Below are 17,531 nucleotides of genomic sequence, written 5' to 3'. Positions count from 1 at the left end.
ATGAGCTTTCCCTTCCTACAAATTATCCCTGCTGAAATCGCATTCCTTCAATGGGACGACCTTTGTCTTTTTAATAAATTTATAGCCGAGCCAAAGAATGAGAAACACAGGTAAGCTGATGTAGGATACAAGCATGCCGTACCAGTTGATGGTTCCTCCCGATATCGCTTGGCTGCCTTGGCCAATAATGACAATACAGCAAATCACTAAGGTCAACAGTGGCCCAAATGGATACCATTTTGCTTTAAATTTCAATTCATTCAAATCTCTCCCCTGTGCAATATAAGCTTTTCGGAAACGGTAGTGACAGATTGCAATTCCAACCCATGTAAGGAATCCTGTTAATCCCGTCATATTTAGCAGCCAAATATACACCACTCCCCCTCCCACAAAAGAGGAAAGAAAGACAAGAAGACCAAATAAGATATTTGCATATAATGCCATTGTCGGTACTCCCTTAGCATTAATCTTGCGGAATACCTTCGGAGCCTTTCCCTCTTCCGCAAGCGCCCAAAGCATCCGAGTGGAGGCATAGGTTGCAGAATTGCAGGCAGACAACACGGAGGTTAATATAACCGCATTCATCAGTGAGGCTGCAAACGCAAGTCCAGCCTTTTTAAACACTAGCGTAAATGGACTGACCGAAATATGATCAACATCTGATTTAAGTAAATTTGGATCTGTGTAAGGGATAATGAGCCCAATCACTGCGATAGCTAACACGTAAAAAATAAGCACCCGCCAGAATACACTGCGAATAGCACGAGGAACATGGCGTTCCGGGTCTTCACTTTCACCAGCGGCAATTCCCACCATTTCCGTTCCTTGAAAAGAAAATCCTGCGATCATAAATATCCCTATAATAGCAAGAAATCCTCCTTTAAAGGGAGCCTCTCCTGTAGTAAAGTTATGAAGTCCTGCAGCAGGAGTGAAGAAAATTCCAAAAATCATTAATAGACCAATAATCAAAAAGATAATAATCGTAACCACCTTAATTCCTGCAAACCAAAACTCTGATTCTCCATACCCTTTTACCGAGAGTATATTTAAAAGAAAAATAAGCACTAAGAAGATAACTCCCCATAAAATATCAGACGAGCCCGGCAGCCAATATTTCATAACCAAAGCACCGGCTGCTAATTCTGCGGGAATCGTTGTGGACCAGCTTAGCCAATAATTCCAGCCGAGTGTAAAACCAAATGCAGGATCAACAAAGCGGGTTCCGTATGTATAGAAGGATCCTGATGTTGGCAGATAAGTTGCCATTTCCCCAAGGCTAGTCATTAAAAAATAAATCATGCACCCAATCGCAATATAAGCGGTAACCGCTCCACCAGGCCCCGCCTGACTAATCGTCGCACCACTCGCAACAAATAACCCCGTTCCGATAGCTCCACCAATTGCAATCATCGTAATATGACGGGAACGTAAGCCACGTTTCAGCTTTCCACCATTGGTAAGAGGCGGTGTAACATTCAAATTCCTCTTTACTTTGCTCATCATTTGACCTCCCTCTTTCCGAATCATCGGGAAAGGTCATTTATCCCATTTTTCAATGTAATTACCGGGATGAGGGACCTTTCCCCTTTTCCCACTATAAAATTTGCTGTAAGAATCTCCGTGTTCGTTCATGCTTCGGCTCTTTAAATAGAATGGTAGGTTTTTCATCCTCTACAACTTGACCGTCTGCCAGCATGATCACTCGATCCGCTACTTCCCGTGCAAATCCCATTTCATGTGTTACGACAATCATTGTCATTCCATCACTAGCCAGATCTTTCATTGTTTGAAGCACTTCACCAACAAGCTCCGGATCCAAGGCGGATGTTGGTTCATCAAAAAGCATCACATCCGGTTCCATCGCTAACGCCCTAGCAATCGCTACCCTCTGTTTTTGACCACCAGATAATCTATCAGGATATTCATCCGCTTTTTCTCCCAAGCCAACTCTATTTAATAAAATCATTGCTTTTTCGATAGCCTCTTTTTTCGGAAGCTTTTTCACATGAATCGGTGATTCTATCACATTTTCAAGGACTGTCATATGCGGAAAGAGGTTAAAATGCTGAAATACCATCCCTACTTTCTCTCTCACCTTATTTAAGTTCGACTTCTTTGGATCTATTAATTTTCCGTTTATCTCTATCTCGCCTTCATCTTTTACTTCTAAAAAATTAAGGCATCTCAGTAATGTACTCTTTCCCGATCCGCTGGCGCCGATTAGCACAACGACCTCTGATTTATTTATATCGATAGAAATATTCCTTAGAACTTGTAAGCCATCAAATGTTTTGCACAAGTTTCTTACCTTGATCAAGTCGGCCCCTCCCTTTTGCCTTTTTACCACTTAATTTAGTTTCCACTTTGTTTACAATAATCGTAAATATTAGTACTAGAACTAGATAATAAAGCCCGACCACAAAATAGGTTTCAAATGGCATATAGTTTTCCGCCTGAACAGAAAGTGCTTGATTAAACAGCTCAGTGGTCGCGATATAGGCAACAAGGGATGAATCCTTTAATCCGATAATAAATTGATTTCCAAGAGGAGGAATTGCTCTTCGAAATGCCTGAGGAAGAATGATCCTTCTCATGGTTAATGGATAGGACATTCCTAATGAACGTGCTGCTTCTGCCTGGCCGCGATCAATGGATTGTATCGCTCCACGAAAAATTTCTGCGATATATGCACCAGAATGAATCCCCAAAGCAAGAGCCCCCGCCATAAAACTGTTTAGGACAAAAACGGAGGAGATCCCGTAATACAAAAACATAATCTGAACAATTAATGGAGTCCCACGAATGAGAAAAATATATACATCTGCAATTTTTTGCAAAAGAAATTGGTTCGATACTTTAAAAAAGGCAAACACCAGGCCAATAACCACTGCAATTAATAAAGATACGACGGTAAGTTCAATAGTGGTTAAGGTTGCTTTCAAAAAAGCAATACCGTGTGTATGAAAAATAGAAAATATTTTTTCAAAAAAGTTCACGATTATAGCCTCCTAAAGGAGCAGCCATTCGTTTATGACAGCTCCTTTTCTCTGATAGATTCTGATATATCGGCATACTCCATTTAAGCTTCAATCAACCCAAACCACTTGTTACTTCAACACATTTTCCCCAAACCACTTGTTACTAATTTTTTCATAGGTTCCATCATCCACCATTTCTTTTATTGCCTTATTGATTTTCTTTAATAAAACCGGATTATCCTTATTCACAGCGATGGAGATGTTTTCTTTGCGCAACAAATCGCCTGCAGTTTTAATTTGAATGCCTTCCTGTTTGATTGCGGATACACCTACGATTTTATCGGTAATCACCGCATCCACACGTCCAGGGACAAGATCCTGCAAGGCATATACATCACTGGGATAGTTCTTCACATCTTTTGTATATTTATCTGCAATTTCCTTATAAGTACTTGCTTGCATGATTCCAATTTTCTTATTCTTTAAATCTTCCGCACTATTAATGGAATTATTGGATTTAGCAACAAATATTTGCGCTCCGGAAATATAATAAGGATCTGTAAAATCAACTTGCTTTGCCCGTTCCGGAGTTGCCGTCATACTTCCAATAATGGCATCATATTTTTTCCCTTTCAGACCCTGGATAATCGTTTCCCATGGATTGGTCACAGGATTTGCTTTCAGACCAATGCGCTTAGCAATCTCCGCCCCTATTTCCACGTCAAACCCAACCAATTTGCCATTATCTTTATAATTTAAAGGCTTCAGAAGCCCGCTCATTGCATAGGTTAGCTTTCCATCGTTCACTAGCTTTTCCTTATCAGAGGCAGTTCCTTCGGTTTTTGAACCGCATCCTCCCAATAAAAGTAAAACTAGTAAAAAGGTTAGTGTCATAAGTTTCGATACATTTTTTATCTTCATCTCAAATACACTCTCCATATATTAAATTTTTTGTGGAAAAGAGGACCTATCCTAATAACCGCTTAACAACCCCATTCGTGATTTCCGGCACCATTTCCGTTGAAAATTTAAGTTCCATTCGCTCGTATTTGTTATGGGCGTCGTATCCATATGGGCCGATGTTGATGGCAGGCACGTTAATGTCTCGGATATCCTGATAATTCACGAAATGCTTTGTTCCCCAGCCAGGGTTATTTTCACAAACAGCTTGGATTCCTTCTTCATCGTCACTCAGTGCTACGGAGCTCATATCACATACGTAAGGGAAAAAGTTTCTGATGACGATTGGATGTTCGTAGGATGGTTGTGCTTCCTCTACAGATTTTTGCAAGGCATCCAATAAATTTTGTTCGTTTTCATTTTTTCCCTTCACATTGACACATGGAGAATAAAGCGACGAGTAAAAAAGGATGATAGCAGGGCTCTTATCCGGCATCCATTTCCACTCTTCTTCCACAACGCGAGCCGCAAACATACGAGTATCCAATGTTTTATCTTGCAGAAGTTTTTCTTTAAAATCCTTCATATGATTTTTAAAAGTTTCCCCATGCTCGTTTTCCAGCAATTGCTTCATTTCCTCATAGATTAAAACTCTTTTTTTCCAAGGCAATTTGTGATAAGTTTCACCACTTTTTTCACAAAAAGCTCGGTAACGATTTTCGAGGGTCGCTATCGCATTATCAAATGCAATTTCGGCTTGTTCCTTCATTTTTACTAATACATCTTTTGGTGACCAGGATTGAATGAAAATATTGTAATAGACATAGGCTGAAAGGGCAGTTTGTATCGTGTAGGTCGGTTTGAAATCTGTTTGTTTTAACGATACTGGAGGTGCTGGATATTCTTCGAATGCATCATCGACTAAATCCGGATTGTAGCTGATTTGTCTCGTTAATTCTGCTGCAATAAAATTGGGGTCGAGTCCCTCAAAGGACGAACCGGCATGTGTTTCATATCCTGTTATAAAAAAGAACGGCAATAGCTTTCCGATGGATCCTTTGTATATATACCGGTTCACATCGCCTTCATAACGCGGCGCAACAAAATCTGAATTAATGAGTGCAATATACTCAAAATCATGTTCATCTCGGAGTCTTTTCAAATCTTTCAAACTGGATAAAACCCCATGTGAGCTGTCTTCTTCATCGCATTCAGCGAGCAATAATAGGTTACCGGCTAACTCTTCCGGATGCTCAGAATAATATTTTAATAGGTAAAAATGACTCGCCACCCCGCTCTTCATATCAAGTGCACCGCGGCCAAAATGCCATTCTCCTGATTCTAATTGGGATTTCACTAATTCAGGTAAGTATTCATCATGCAATGCCTTCATCAATTCTTCCGGATTACATGCCTTATCTTTTAAGTGGTTATAATCGTCAATGCCAACTGTATCTATATGGCCCATTAGGATAACCGTTTTATTGCTTTGTTTTTTCGTGCCTTTTACAAAAGCCATCACATTGTAACGTTCCACTTCGTCGTCTTTTGTCTGAGATTTAAACACATAGGAAGGGTGATGCTGAAAATATGGCAGGGAAGTTATTTTATTGAATAAAAAGTTAGCAATTTCTATTTCTCCTGTGGTGTTTACTATGCTCTCCACCGCTACCAACTCATTGGTAATATTTAATATTTCTTCCCGACTTGAAAGAATCGATTTCATAAGTTCATACCCCTTTAATTAGAAATAGTGAATCTTCTAGTAATTTAAAGTAGTTAAGAAAACCCTTACATTTTTAAACGTTAAGCAAGCTCTCCGCCATCAATCGGAATATGCTGTCCAGTGATATACGCAGCTTCCTTAGAGGCAAGGAATACATAAAGGTTTGCAACTTCCTCCGGGAGGGCGTGTCGCTTCAAAGGTATTGTTTCATCTACTTGTTTCAACATTTCCGGGGTATACTCTGCCATCTGCATCGGGGTAAGCACGTACCCAGGGCAAACGGTATTAACTCTAATCGTTGGTGCTAGCTCAAGTGCCATGGTCCTCGCCAATAAATTGACGCCTGCTTTTGAGGCATTATAATCAGCATAATATGGATGGCCCACCACTCCATTTGTGGAAGCTGTCATTAATATAACTCCTTCCCCTTGGGCGAGCATTCGCTTTGCAGCCTCCTGTGAAGTATAAAAAATACCATCGAGATTGATTCCAAGAACCTTTCGCCACTGTTCCGGCGTGATATCAATAAAATTTGCCCGAACACTGATTCCAGCATTAGCAATGAGTATATCTACTCCATCTACTAATCGGTCGATTTTTTCAAATGCTTGCTTTACCTCTTGGGCATCGCTGACATCTGCAATTACCCCATGGGCGATCCCCGGATACTCCTTAAGCGTTTTCTGAAGGGAATTCTCGTTATTATCAATAATAATGACTGTTGCACCTTCACTGACAAACCGGTTAGCAGTAGCGAGTCCAATCCCGCTTGCACCACCGGTTATCACAACTCGTTTTCCTTGCAAACTATCAGAATATCTGCCTGAACTCATCCTTTTTACCTCCTTTAATTTAATGAATGGCGCTCTTCTAGATATGGTAAGGTATCAGGCACCTTAAGTGGACAAAACGTGTACACCTTAGAAACAACTATATTGGTCCGTAGTGTACACCACAAGAGGACACTATCCCATTTTGTCCACGAGTGGTGCCTGACACCACCTTTAGATTAGTTCGTGTGCCTTGGTTTTCTTTTGGTACGCCCGCCAGGTGATACACCATTCTTTCGGGTCATCCAGGTAGTTTTGTTCGTCCAGTTTGTGGATTGTGCTGTTGTATGGTGCATTTTGGACGATTTCTGGGTTGTGATAGGCTTCGTGTGAGATCTGCTCTAATGCAGCAATATACTCATCTAAATCTGCCTTTGAATAGGATTCTGTCGGCTCAAGCGTGAACGGCTGCGGCACGATGTACGGATGGTGACTGGTCCAGTAATGGAGGCCGAAGTCGGTCATGCGGCGCTGCACATCCTCTGTTGTAACACCTGTTTCCTTCGCCAATTGCTCCCAACTGTATCGCACCTGTTCTAAACGCTGTCCTTCCACATATGGAGCACTTGCACCGCGAATTTTTGTCACTTTATGATACAAATAGTTATTATTCAACACAGCAGTCTGAGCAACCTCTTTTAACCCGTCTGGTCCCAACGCGCGAATCCACGCATAGGAGCGAAGAACTGTCTGCGCTACCCCTTGGAATGCCCGCACCTTTCCAATCGAATGCTTCAAATCTTCATTCAACGTATACTTTTCTCCATCAAATTCCACGATTGGTCCCGGCAAGTATTCTTTCAGAAAATCTGCTACTCCAAGCGCACCGGTTGCAGGTCCCCCGCACATATGTGGTGCCGCGAAGGTCTTATGAAGATTGAAGAAGCACATATCAAAGCCCGCTTCCTTCGCACGGGTAATCCCAAGTAATCCGTTTGCATTGGCTTGATCGTAATAACAAATTCCACCCGCTTCACGGACAATTCTAGTAAACTCCTTGATTTTCGGATTGTAGATTCCCGTATCTTCCGGATTGGCAACTACAAAACCGGCAGTTCTTTCCGAAACGACCGCCTTCAATTTTTCGATATCCGGAAAACCATTCTCATCCGGATGCAGTGTAATTACCTTATATCCTTTTACAGCAGCGGTTGCTGCTTGAGACGGATGGGAAAAAATCGTGGTGATAATTTCGTCACGCTGATCCCCTTCGCCTCGGGATTCATGATATTTTCTCACAATGGATGCCATTGCAAAAAGGGCTTGTGTTCCCCCACTCGGCTGGAAGGAAAAAGCGTCCATTCCCGAAATCTCCCGCATACACAAATCTAGATTATGAATCACTTCCAGCATCCCCTGGACTGTGCTTTCATCTTGAAATGGATGCAGCTCCATCATTTTCGGATTTCGAATCAGCATTTCATTGATTTTAGGAATATACTTCATCGTACAAGTCCCTTGCCCAATTTCTACGTTAAAATCAGAGCCAAGTGTTTCCTGCGATAAACGAACATAATGTCTTAAAACCCTTGCCTGGCCAATCTCCGGAAGCCTCGGTTTTTCCTTGCGACACATCGCAGCCGGTATCGAAGAAACACCGTCCCCAACCTCTGAGACAACTGCCTTATCCGCCAGCGGCACCTCCACGCCTCTTTCACCTGGTTGATGAAGTTCGAATATAATCGGTTCGTTCCATTTTGCTTGGTGAAAATCACGCACTTTGCTTGTTCTTTCTATTTTTTTCATCGTCATTCTCCCCTTTCCTTAGTTGCCCGTAATAATCTCTTCCAGCGCTTCTACTAAACGATCAATATCTTCTTTTGTATGTACTTCTGTTACACAGTACAATGCCGATTGACCGTACTCCGGAAACTCCTTGGAAAGATCCTTCCCGCCAAAAATCTTTTTCTCTCGCAATCTAGCATGAATCGTTTCCACCGAAAGTCCTGTTTCATTAAAATCAACGATAAATTCTTTAAAAAATGGTGCACTTAAACGGGAACCAATGACTCCCGAAATTTTATTTAAATTTTTCACTGCATATTGGCTGTTTTGCATGATGGTTTGTCCTAGTTCATACATTCCATTCGGTCCAAGAAGAGATAAATAAACGCCTGCCGTAATTCCCCAAAGCGCCGTTTGTGTCCCCACGGATTCCTTGCCTTTTTCTCTTAAAGCAAAAGAAGTGCGTTCATAAGCAACATCGCCAAACCCGTACTCTCCTTCTTTTACCGTCGGAATGATTCCAAAAAGACGGGATGGATATTCCTCCACAAATTTCTCCTCATCCCTTGTTGCAATGAACCCCGCCTGTCCGCCGCCATAGTTCATATGCATTCCAAGCGGTTGAAGATCTCCGCACACAATATCTGCACCGTATTGGCTCGGCGGTGCAAGGACTCCCAAAGAAATCGGATCAACACCTACAACGATTAGTGCTCCTTGAGTACTCGCGAGCTTTGCAATTTCCGTTCCTTGCGATTCAATAAAACCTAAATAAGAAGGATTTTCAAAATAAACAGCTGCCGTATCTTGATCGAGTTTCTTTTTCAAATCCACCAAGTCAAGAAGACCCGTTTCCTCATCAAACCCAATCCATTCAAACTCTAGCTCAGGGGTACCGTAATTAAGAATAATCTTCGCCCGCTCCGGTGAGACTGTCTTAGCTAATAATACCTTCTTGCGACCAGTAATCCGAGCAGCCATCCGGATTGAAGTGGAAGCGGCTTGCCCCCAATCAAAAGTCGGAACATTGACAACATCCATATCCACAAGCTCCGCAAGCAAGCTTTGATATTCAAACAAGGCTTGAAAACGCCCATGATCTTCATATGGCTCTCCCGCATAAGCTGTCACAAATTCAGAGCGTTGATTTACCTCATCACAAACAGCCGGCACAAAATGCTGCCAACAGCCCGCACCTAAAAAATTCAAGTACTCATTCGCACTGACATTTTTACTTAAAAGCCCTTCAATATGGCGGCGAAGCTGATATTCCGTTAAGGCTTCTGGAATCTTCATGTCTTCTTTTAGATGCAGCTCCTCCGGAATACAGGAGTACAGCTCCATTACGGATTTCGCGCCAATCTCCTTCAGCATTTCCTCTTTTACCTCTGGCACCATATTCGGTATATAAGGGTGAACCTTTTTCGACATCATAAAACCTCCTAATTATTCTTAAATAAACTAAGTCAAAAATTTACGCCAAACCTCCGCCGTCCACCACCAGCTCTGTTCCGGTCATCCAAGCAGATAGATCACTTGCTAAAAACAACACACCCTTTGCGATATCGCGAGGAGTACCGATTCTTTCTAAAGGACGGCCAACCGCGGAATCCTTCAGAAACGCTCCTTCTTCCAGGTGTAATTGCTTCGCTTCGTCTCTTAGAAGCGGCGTATCCGTATCACCAGGACAGATGCAATTCACACGAATATTTTGCGGACCATGGTCAATTGCCATTGCCTTTGTCAAATTGACAACGCCAGCCTTTGCGGCGCAATATGCAGCAGCCTTGTCTCCGCCTTTTAATCCCCAGCCAGATCCGGTGTTAATGATGCTGCCGCCTTCTGTCATTAACGGAATAATATATTTGGATAAAAGATACACACCTTTTAGGGACACATTAATCACGGCATCCCATTCCTGCTCCTCTAATTCCACGACTGTTTTCCGTTTGATGATTCCTGCGTTATTGAAAAGAACGTCGACTTTCCCGTATTGATTTTTCAATTGTTTTCCCACTTCATCACAGTCATTCGCACTTGTTACATCACATTTCAAAAATTCCGCCTTATACCCTTTGTCACGCAGCTCCCCGGCAGCAAGGGCACCCTTTTCCTCATTAATATCAAGAAGGACAACCTGGGCACCAACCTCCGAAAGCAATTCTGCAGTCGCGAAGCCAATCCCAGATGCTGCCCCTGTTACCACAGCAACTTTATCTTTCAGTTGAAAATAATCTTTTTCCATGACGAAACCCTCCTAAAAGTTATTTCCTATTGGTAATATGCAAGAATCGTGCCAATTGAAAATTTATTGCTATAACCCATTACCGTAAAATCATTTTGTCAATTTTGTCAAAATAGTGTCATTTCAGAACAGTCTAATTTATAATAGGGGAAATGACAACTTAAAGGGTGATTGCATGTCTTCCATCACAACATTAACCAAGGTAATCCATACTTTTGCTGAACTTTTGCAAGTTGAGATTGCTTTTTTCAAAGATGAAGGTGTTCTCGTCGCATCGACAGAGGAATATCGAAGGAAGAAAGGGAAACGTGTCTATTTGCCGTTTTTTCAAAAATTGTACGAGCATCCTGTCACATTCGTTCATAAGCCTGGACATATGAATATGTGCCAAGGCTGTCATTTTTCCGAAAACTGCCCCTCCACCGCAGAGATTGTCCAAAACATGGTACAGAATGGTGTACATTACGGGTACCTTTCCTTTGTCAGTTTTTCCAAGGACGGTCAAGAGAAATTGCTTGAGCGGCAAAAAGAATATAGCTACTGGATGTCCCAATTAGCAGATGTTATCATCCAAATTTTATATGAGTCCGGAGGGTTCCAATCCAAGCCAAAGCCGAAAAATTACACTGACTACATTCTTGGAGACAATGCTATAAAAGAACTCGTTAAAAACATAAAAAACAGCTCCTCTTCAATCGTTATTACAGGGGAAACGGGAACAGGGAAAAGTTTGCTCGCGCGGATGATCCATGAACAAAGCATATTTCGCAAAGGGGATTTTGTCGAAATCAACTGTGCCAGCATCCCGGAATCATTGTTTGAAAGTGAATTATTTGGTTATGAGGAAGGGGCTTTTACAGGGGCGAGAAAAAGAGGAAAACCCGGTTACTTTGAAATGGCCGATCGCGGGACGCTCTTTTTAGATGAGATTGCGGATCTCCCTATCCATCTGCAGCCGAAGCTCCTGAAGGTGTTACAAGATGGGATTGTCCAAAGGGTTGGCAGCACCTATTCGAAAAAAGTAAATGTGCGGATTATTGCTGCTACCAACCAACCATTGAAACAGCTGATGGAAGAAAAAAAGTTTCGTGCGGACCTATTTTACCGATTAAATGTGATCCCAATCCACCTTCCGCCATTACGCGAAAGAAAAGAAGACATAGAGAAGCTCGTCCCTCTCTTTATCGAAAAGCTCCAAGAAAGAACCGGCAAGTTTGTCCAGCAATACAGCGACGACTTTTTGCAAAAATTAAGGCAGTATCATTGGCCCGGCAATATCCGAGAGCTGGAGAATGTGATTGAATACAGCATGAATATGGAAAAAAGCACACAGTTGAAGGAAACGTCCTTGCCTGCCTATTTATTCGGGGAATCTGCTGGGCATCGCCCAGAAAGATTATTAGAGGACGCCGAGAAAGAGATCATCGTTCAGTTACTTGAGCAATATGGGTATCATTCAGATGGAAAAAAGAGAGTTGCGGAAGAGCTGGGAGTTAGTGTGAGAACCTTGTATAGGAGAATGGAGCGGTTTGGAATATCGATCCCGAGCCGCCAAACTTGAAAGGGGAGCTCCCCCCTTTTGTCAAATTACTTGTATAAACTAAACTTAATTTTTTTCTTTTTCATATATGTACTGAAATCCATATAACAAAAAAGCCTTGTAAAAAAAGTAAAGGAAAAATTCAAATGCGTTCAGTCGGACTAATTTAAACAACTTTATTTTTGGAAATATACTCTTAGCTAGAGCAGCAAACAAGATATGGAAAAGAGCGTTTAGCATAATAAATTTTTTGAGACTACCATAGGTCCATTTTAATGTCCATAAAGCAACTGCTAGCATCGGCCCAATCAAAAATGGAAACTCGTTATAAAGAAATGATTGTGGTTTATTATAGAACTTCCACCATCTTCGCTTTTTTCCAATGGGGACATCTATACAATGGATTAAAAATACAAACACAAAGGCGGGGAAAAATCTTTTTACACTGCGCCAATCCAAAAAAGATATTGATATCCACGAGAGCAGTACCATTGCTATATTAAAGAACCACTTATTTTTAATTGACATATTTAAGCTTCCTTTATGCATTTTTTATTTAGAGTTTCTTTTTTCCATAAAAGTATTCATTCAAGACAGTTCCTATCAACTGTTACCCACTAGTGGTGCCTGGCACGTACATAACACCATATTTTCTATATGTCATAATAGCTATACAGAATCGTAAAAAGGGAAAAATCCAGGTGGACTTTTCCCTTTTAAACTGTCACGGAACTTTGGCGTTTTGTCCAAGAGTAGCGCCTAACACCATAATTAGACACTCTATATACAAAATATTTGTCACATCAAATCAACTTTTTCAATAAACATAATAATGAGATGTGAAAAACACTATTTTTCTAGCTTACCATTAATTGTGCATCATCCCAGGCATGTTAATAGACATGGATTGGGCTTGCATCTGAGTGTTGTCATGATGCGGATGCCAATGATGGTGGTGCCCATGATGGTGGTGGGTGTAATGAGGGTAACAACAGTGATGCCAAGGATGATGCATCATGCCATAAGAAGGATATCCCGTCATATGGTACCCCATGCCATAGGTTGGATATCCATACCCCATCATATAAGGATTATGAACCATTCCATCGATTCTTAGTTCTGGATACATTTTTTCACCTACTTTTGTAGAGTTTTATTATTCTTTACACACTTTTTTCATTTCTCCAAAAAACTCCGTTAATTGTGCATCATTCCAGGCATGATGTTAAGGGACATAGATTGGGCTTGCATCTGGGTATCATGATACGGATGCCAATGATGGTGGTGCCCATGATGATGGTGGCCGTAATGAGGGTAACCACAGTGATGCCAAGGATGGTGCATCATGCCATAAGAAGGATATCCCATCATATGGTACCCCATGCCATAGCTAGGATATCCCATCATATAATGGCCAGGAACCATTCCATGATCGATTCTTAGATCCGGATACATTCTTTCACCTACTTTTGCAGAAGTTTTATTAACAATTACATGCTATGCCATTTACCTAGGAAAAGAGCTTAGTTTTTATTAAAATGGGTTATTACCTAAGGGGCATTGCTTTTCTATGCTGAGCAAACACCTTTGCGTTTTGTCCAAGAGTGGTGCCTGACACCACATTTTAGCCACTAATGATTCCTATTTTTTTCTAATCCTGAAGAGAGATTTTGGACCTCATTAGCTCTACCTTTTTTTAAATAAACAAAAAGGTTCCTTATTGGATGAACCACAATAGCAAGATTTCGCTCTAACTTTGTGGGTCTCAATGAGGAACCTTTTTTCTATAAATGAATGGCACGAAAATCGCTTTGATCGGCACATTTCGTGACACTAGACCTACGTCAGCATCACACTAACCCTCTGTAACTTACTTAACTTCCATTTCACTAGATTCTTCCCATATCCTCGAGCATCCAACGAAACGGTCATGCTCAAAGGAAAGTTTATATATATCCGGCATCGCTAGCTGTTTCCAAAACTCAAACCCATATTGCTCATCAAAATGATTCATAATTAAGACCATGATGTTTCCATGGGTTCCAATTACTACATTTTGCCCTTCATATTTATCTAAAATTATTTTTGTGGCTTGCACACCTCTTTTTTGAGCTGTGACGTTCGATTCCCCTCCTTCCCAATGAAAGATAGGATTCTCCCAAACTGTTTTAATAGCATGGTTAAAATCCTTCATAACCCCTGCTGCTAATTTCCGTTCCTTAAATTCTTCGACCAGTTGTATTTTCTGTCCGCACTCCGAAGCAATTCCTTCTACTGTTTGAATAGCTCTTAAATAGGGACTGGAAATCACATGATGAATGTCTTCCCTTTTTAGAAGCTCCCCTACTCTGGCCGCATCCTTCCATCCTTGTTCCGATAACGGCCTTGTTAACTCTTCTGGTGTGTATATGGAATGAGCATGTCTTACAAAATATAAGTTTGTTGTCATAATGCCTCCCAAAATATTTAATTGTACCCAAAAGCGGGCCCTTATGATCAGGAAATAAAACAATAACGCGAATCGCTGACTATAAGCTTCCACATATCTCCCAAAAGTTCCTTCCTTCAAACTGTTTCTTTTCCCAAATGCTTTAAATTCTATTTATCCATTTTTCCTTCCCCAGCTTCGGCCCAATGGTCCAGTACCAGTTCCTTTGGTGTCAGCGCCAACCCTAAAAAAATATTTCTATTTTTCTGTTTATAACTATTGACACCAACATAAAAATACCTCATTCTAATAATGAGTGAGTTACTCACTCATAAATATGCGAAAGAGGGTAAATAAAAATGGGAGAAACCAATATCCTTAAACAAATCATTATGAGAAAGCACAACCAAAATAAGAATGCTAAATTACTTCAGATTAATACACCGAACAGCATTGTTGAAAGCAGCTATGTTAAAATTGGCGGCATTGACCAATGGATCACCATACGCGGTGAGAATCGGAACAACCCCATATTATTATTGATACATGGCGGACCGGCCTCTGCTTATTCGGTTTTCAGTCCATTATTGCGTTCATGGGAAAAATACTTCACAGTTGTTCAATGGGATCAGCGCGGAGCAGGAAAGACTTTTGGGAAGAATGGAAAAGACGGTTGTGGAACCATCACTTTTGAGCGCCTTGCCAAGGATGGGATAGAGGTGACAGAATATTTGACCGCAAAGCTTGGCCAGCCAAAAGTCATTCTCATCGGAAGCTCTGTCGGAAGTCTAATTGGTATCATGATGGCAAACCGTAGGCCAGATCTTTTTCATGCGTATGTCGGTACAGATCAGAATGCCCCCGATTCTCAAAATCTTTTGCATGAAATAACCGTAAATGCAGTCCGTGCAACAGGAAATACAAAGGGTGTTCAATTGCTTGAAAAAATGGGAACGGATCGATCCCAGATAAGTCGTAAAGATGTCGACAAGCGGAATCGAATTCTTGTGAAGGCCATTAGAGGTGTTCCAAATATGATTACAGACTTAATTTTACCCTCTATGATCTCATCCCCGGAACATAAAATACAAGATATTATGGATTTTTTCAAAGGCATGAGTTATTCCCTTGATCAACTATTTGCTGAATTAATCAACTTTGATTTTAAAAAAGTCGGAATGCAATTTGAGCTTCCTGTCTTTATTATTCATGGAGATAATGACATTATCACTCCAACTGAACTGGCAAGGCTTTATTACAATGAGATAGAAGCTCCTCATAAGGAATTTGTTCTCATTAAGAACGCCGGGCATTTAGCATGCTTTGCCCGTGCCGATCAATTCCTCGAGGAGTTGCTAACAAGAGTGCGTCCTCTGATTGCCCAGACTACTAACTAAACCTTTTTTAGATTAATGGTATAATGAATATAATATTTTTCAATGATCTGGAGGTTGGAACCATTGTCTCCATTAAACAAACAACAGCTTGATCAAATTCGTGATGAACGAAGAGAGCAAATTAAGCAAGCAGCACTTAAAGTGTTTGCCCGCCGTGGGTATACAGGAACGAAAACCAGTGTCATTGCCGAGGAAGCAGGTATTAGCGAGGGACTTATTTACCGCTATTTCCAATCTAAAAAGGAGCTTTACACAACCATTGTCCAAGAATTGATGGAAGAAGCAAAAAGGGAACTTACGCAAGCACCATCCTTGCCTGGAACACCCTTCGAGCAAATTAGAAACTTAACAAAAAATATGATGGATGAAAACAATATGTATGCTTTTATGCTGATGGAAAGGGCTAGAACGGCGAATGATGTCCCGGAAAAGGTTACGCAGATGTTTTCGCAGGTTTCCACAAGCGTTCTGATTGATCCGCTCATTCCTGTCTTTGTTAAAGGTCAGGAATCCGGTGAGTTTTCACAAGGGGATCCAAGAAAGTTGCTTTCCTGGTATTTTAACATTATTAATAGTCTTATCACCCAAGATGAGGTGGATAAAGAGTATGGACTGCCAGATGTGGATGTGTTGATGCGGATATTGACAAAGTAATGTTCTTTCATAGAATCTCCCACAAAGAAAAATGCTCTAGATTAGAGCATTTTTTTCATTTGCTTATTAAAGATTGCTTTCTTTCCCAACAAGGCTGGGCCTCCTCCGTATCAGGTGCTTTAAATTATTTATATTTACTATAATTGTACCAATAATAATGATGATGCCCCCAATTACAGATAAGAAAGTGAGATGCTCATGGTATAACAGTCCTCCTAGACAAAGAGCAATTAATGGAGAAATATAAAGCCACGTGGCTGGAAACACTGGATTCGTTTTCGCTACAAGCCAATAAAAGATGGTGTGCGCCACCATAGATCCGGCAATAATTAAATACAGAAGGGATAAAATAACATTTGTTGAAAGCATAAACTCAATATGCACATTTTCCGTGAACAATGATAAAACAAGAAGCAGCCCACCGCCATACATCATTTGTGCCGCATTCAAAGCAATTGGTGATGTACCTTGAAAACGTTGGATGACTCGACTGGAATAAACGGCACCCGCAGAATAAAAAAGTTCACTTAATAAGATTGCTAAACATCCAATGATCCACAGCTTGCTGAACGACGTGCCCATTATACCTGGAAGAAGCAGTAAAATAACGCCGGCAAAGCCTATCAGACAGCCAACTAAAGAACTGATGGAAAGCTTTTGACGATTAATCGCGGTTTGAAGCAGCAAAACCATCAGCGGTCCAGTTGCCGATAGAACTGCTGCTATACCAGAGCTTAAATATTGCTCAGACCAATACAAGGCTGCAAAAGTCGCAAAGGTTAATCCGGTTCCGGTCAAAAGCATTTCTTTTCTTAATAAAAGCGAAAACCTCGCCTTTCCTCTAGATACCATCCATAAAAACAAAATAATTCCTGCAACAAGAAAACGAATTCCCGCCGAGAAAAAAGGCGGCGCTCCAGCATCTACCCCCACTTTTATAGATAAAAAAGTCGTACCGAATATGAGACACATTAAAATATAATTAAATAACACCATTTTTCATTCCTCCTCATCTGTTTTTCTTCCTATCTCCATCATAAGGTGCAAAGAACAGAACAGATAAAAACGAATAGAACAGTTATCGAAATTATCCGGTATAATAACAGAA

The 17,531-nt window shown here is 41.0% G+C and carries 17 protein-coding genes; 3 read left to right on the top strand and 14 right to left on the bottom strand.

Annotation, left to right across the window (positions count from 1 at the left end; genetic code table 11):
* Positions 1–15 precede the first annotated feature (15 nt).
* From NSQ59_RS04450 to NSQ59_RS04410, 9 genes are all read right to left on the bottom strand, one after another.
* Complete coding sequence (locus tag NSQ59_RS04450; RefSeq protein WP_340829581.1) at positions 16–1,500, bottom strand: amino acid permease; 1,485 nt, start codon at positions 1,498–1,500, stop codon at positions 16–18.
* Positions 1,501–1,594: 94 nt separating this feature from the next.
* Positions 1,595–2,317, bottom strand: coding sequence for an amino acid ABC transporter ATP-binding protein (locus NSQ59_RS04445; RefSeq protein WP_340829579.1), 723 nt, complete (start codon positions 2,315–2,317; stop codon positions 1,595–1,597).
* Positions 2,283–2,978 carry an amino acid ABC transporter permease gene (locus NSQ59_RS04440; RefSeq protein WP_445669231.1) on the bottom strand — a complete coding sequence of 232 codons (696 nt, stop codon included), beginning with the start codon at positions 2,976–2,978 and terminating at the stop codon, positions 2,283–2,285. The genes NSQ59_RS04445 and NSQ59_RS04440 overlap by 35 nt, the downstream gene beginning before the upstream one ends.
* A gap of 129 nt (positions 2,979–3,107) precedes the next feature.
* A complete protein-coding gene (locus NSQ59_RS04435) occupies positions 3,108–3,899 on the bottom strand; it encodes an ABC transporter substrate-binding protein (protein ID WP_126648380.1) in 792 nt (263 codons plus the stop codon).
* Between the two features lie 46 nt (positions 3,900–3,945).
* Entirely contained in the window at positions 3,946–5,595 is a 1,650-nt protein-coding gene (locus NSQ59_RS04430; protein WP_445669230.1) for a M20/M25/M40 family metallo-hydrolase, read from the bottom strand.
* A gap of 89 nt (positions 5,596–5,684) precedes the next feature.
* A complete protein-coding gene (locus NSQ59_RS04425; protein ID WP_340829571.1) occupies positions 5,685–6,437 on the bottom strand; it encodes an SDR family NAD(P)-dependent oxidoreductase in 753 nt (250 codons plus the stop codon).
* Positions 6,438–6,608: 171 nt separating this feature from the next.
* Positions 6,609–8,180, bottom strand: a complete 1,572-nt coding sequence (gcvPB, locus tag NSQ59_RS04420) for an aminomethyl-transferring glycine dehydrogenase subunit GcvPB (protein ID WP_340829569.1) — start codon at positions 8,178–8,180, stop codon at positions 6,609–6,611.
* An 18-nt stretch (positions 8,181–8,198) separates the two neighbouring features.
* Positions 8,199–9,590, bottom strand: coding sequence for an aminomethyl-transferring glycine dehydrogenase subunit GcvPA (gene gcvPA, locus NSQ59_RS04415; protein WP_340829566.1), 1,392 nt, complete (start codon positions 9,588–9,590; stop codon positions 8,199–8,201).
* 43 nt (positions 9,591–9,633) lie between these two features.
* The gene (locus NSQ59_RS04410) at positions 9,634–10,404 is read right to left on the bottom strand and encodes an SDR family NAD(P)-dependent oxidoreductase (protein WP_340829564.1); all 771 of its coding nucleotides are present in this window, start codon (positions 10,402–10,404) and stop codon (positions 9,634–9,636) included.
* A 175-nt stretch (positions 10,405–10,579) separates the two neighbouring features.
* Here NSQ59_RS04410 and NSQ59_RS04405 point away from each other — a divergent pair, with 175 nt between their 5' ends.
* Complete coding sequence (locus NSQ59_RS04405; protein ID WP_340829562.1) at positions 10,580–11,965, top strand: sigma-54 interaction domain-containing protein; 1,386 nt, start codon at positions 10,580–10,582, stop codon at positions 11,963–11,965.
* A gap of 45 nt (positions 11,966–12,010) precedes the next feature.
* Here NSQ59_RS04405 and NSQ59_RS04400 read toward each other — a convergent pair whose 3' ends face one another.
* From NSQ59_RS04400 to NSQ59_RS04385, 4 genes are all read right to left on the bottom strand, one after another.
* Positions 12,011–12,472: a hypothetical protein gene (locus NSQ59_RS04400; RefSeq protein WP_340829560.1), complete on the bottom strand. Its 462-nt coding sequence runs from the start codon at positions 12,470–12,472 to the stop codon at positions 12,011–12,013.
* 340 nt (positions 12,473–12,812) lie between these two features.
* On the bottom strand, positions 12,813–13,073 hold the full coding sequence (locus NSQ59_RS04395) for a hypothetical protein (protein WP_340829558.1): 261 nt from the start codon (positions 13,071–13,073) through the stop codon (positions 12,813–12,815).
* Positions 13,074–13,141: 68 nt separating this feature from the next.
* Positions 13,142–13,399 (bottom strand): hypothetical protein, encoded by a 258-nt coding sequence (locus tag NSQ59_RS04390; protein WP_340829555.1) that lies wholly within the window; start codon positions 13,397–13,399, stop codon positions 13,142–13,144.
* A 415-nt stretch (positions 13,400–13,814) separates the two neighbouring features.
* A complete protein-coding gene (locus NSQ59_RS04385) occupies positions 13,815–14,393 on the bottom strand; it encodes a histidine phosphatase family protein (RefSeq protein ID WP_340829553.1) in 579 nt (192 codons plus the stop codon).
* A 338-nt stretch (positions 14,394–14,731) separates the two neighbouring features.
* Here NSQ59_RS04385 and NSQ59_RS04380 point away from each other — a divergent pair, with 338 nt between their 5' ends.
* Together NSQ59_RS04380 and NSQ59_RS04375 are read left to right on the top strand one after the other, a co-directional pair.
* Positions 14,732–15,769, top strand: coding sequence for an alpha/beta fold hydrolase (locus tag NSQ59_RS04380; RefSeq protein WP_340829551.1), 1,038 nt, complete (start codon positions 14,732–14,734; stop codon positions 15,767–15,769).
* A 63-nt stretch (positions 15,770–15,832) separates the two neighbouring features.
* Complete coding sequence (locus NSQ59_RS04375; RefSeq protein WP_340829549.1) at positions 15,833–16,423, top strand: TetR/AcrR family transcriptional regulator; 591 nt, start codon at positions 15,833–15,835, stop codon at positions 16,421–16,423.
* Between the two features lie 66 nt (positions 16,424–16,489).
* On the opposite strand, the gene NSQ59_RS04370 is transcribed toward NSQ59_RS04375, so the two are convergent.
* Positions 16,490–17,419, bottom strand: coding sequence for a DMT family transporter (locus NSQ59_RS04370; protein WP_340829548.1), 930 nt, complete (start codon positions 17,417–17,419; stop codon positions 16,490–16,492).
* Between the last annotated feature and the right edge of the window lie 112 nt (positions 17,420–17,531).

The organism is Margalitia sp. FSL K6-0131 (genome assembly GCF_038008735.1).
In the GTDB taxonomy this organism is placed as follows: domain Bacteria; phylum Bacillota; class Bacilli; order Bacillales; family Bacillaceae_C; genus Margalitia; species Margalitia shackletonii.
The sequence above is the reverse complement of the archived record's forward strand: the minus strand, read 5'-3'. Positions and strand labels throughout refer to the sequence as shown.

Excerpts from the sequence above, each read along its gene's own strand:
- NSQ59_RS04395 (WP_340829558.1), bottom strand. The coding sequence starts at position 13,073 with ATGTATCCAGAACTAAGAATCGATGGAATGGTTCATAATCCTTATATG.
- NSQ59_RS04400 (WP_340829560.1), bottom strand. The coding sequence starts at position 12,472 with ATGTCAATTAAAAATAAGTGGTTCTTTAATATAGCAATGGTACTGCTC.
- NSQ59_RS04390 (WP_340829555.1), bottom strand. The coding sequence starts at position 13,399 with ATGTATCCGGATCTAAGAATCGATCATGGAATGGTTCCTGGCCATTAT.
- NSQ59_RS04410 (WP_340829564.1), bottom strand. The coding sequence starts at position 10,404 with ATGGAAAAAGATTATTTTCAACTGAAAGATAAAGTTGCTGTGGTAACA.
- NSQ59_RS04385 (WP_340829553.1), bottom strand. The coding sequence starts at position 14,393 with ATGACAACAAACTTATATTTTGTAAGACATGCTCATTCCATATACACA.
- gcvPB (WP_340829569.1), bottom strand. The coding sequence starts at position 8,180 with ATGAAAAAAATAGAAAGAACAAGCAAAGTGCGTGATTTTCACCAAGCA.
- NSQ59_RS04405 (WP_340829562.1), top strand. The coding sequence starts at position 10,580 with ATGTCTTCCATCACAACATTAACCAAGGTAATCCATACTTTTGCTGAA.
- NSQ59_RS04425 (WP_340829571.1), bottom strand. The coding sequence starts at position 6,437 with ATGAGTTCAGGCAGATATTCTGATAGTTTGCAAGGAAAACGAGTTGTG.
- NSQ59_RS04450 (WP_340829581.1), bottom strand. The coding sequence starts at position 1,500 with ATGAGCAAAGTAAAGAGGAATTTGAATGTTACACCGCCTCTTACCAAT.
- NSQ59_RS04435 (WP_126648380.1), bottom strand. The coding sequence starts at position 3,899 with ATGAAGATAAAAAATGTATCGAAACTTATGACACTAACCTTTTTACTA.
- NSQ59_RS04370 (WP_340829548.1), bottom strand. The coding sequence starts at position 17,419 with ATGGTGTTATTTAATTATATTTTAATGTGTCTCATATTCGGTACGACT.
- NSQ59_RS04380 (WP_340829551.1), top strand. The coding sequence starts at position 14,732 with ATGGGAGAAACCAATATCCTTAAACAAATCATTATGAGAAAGCACAAC.
- gcvPA (WP_340829566.1), bottom strand. The coding sequence starts at position 9,590 with ATGTCGAAAAAGGTTCACCCTTATATACCGAATATGGTGCCAGAGGTA.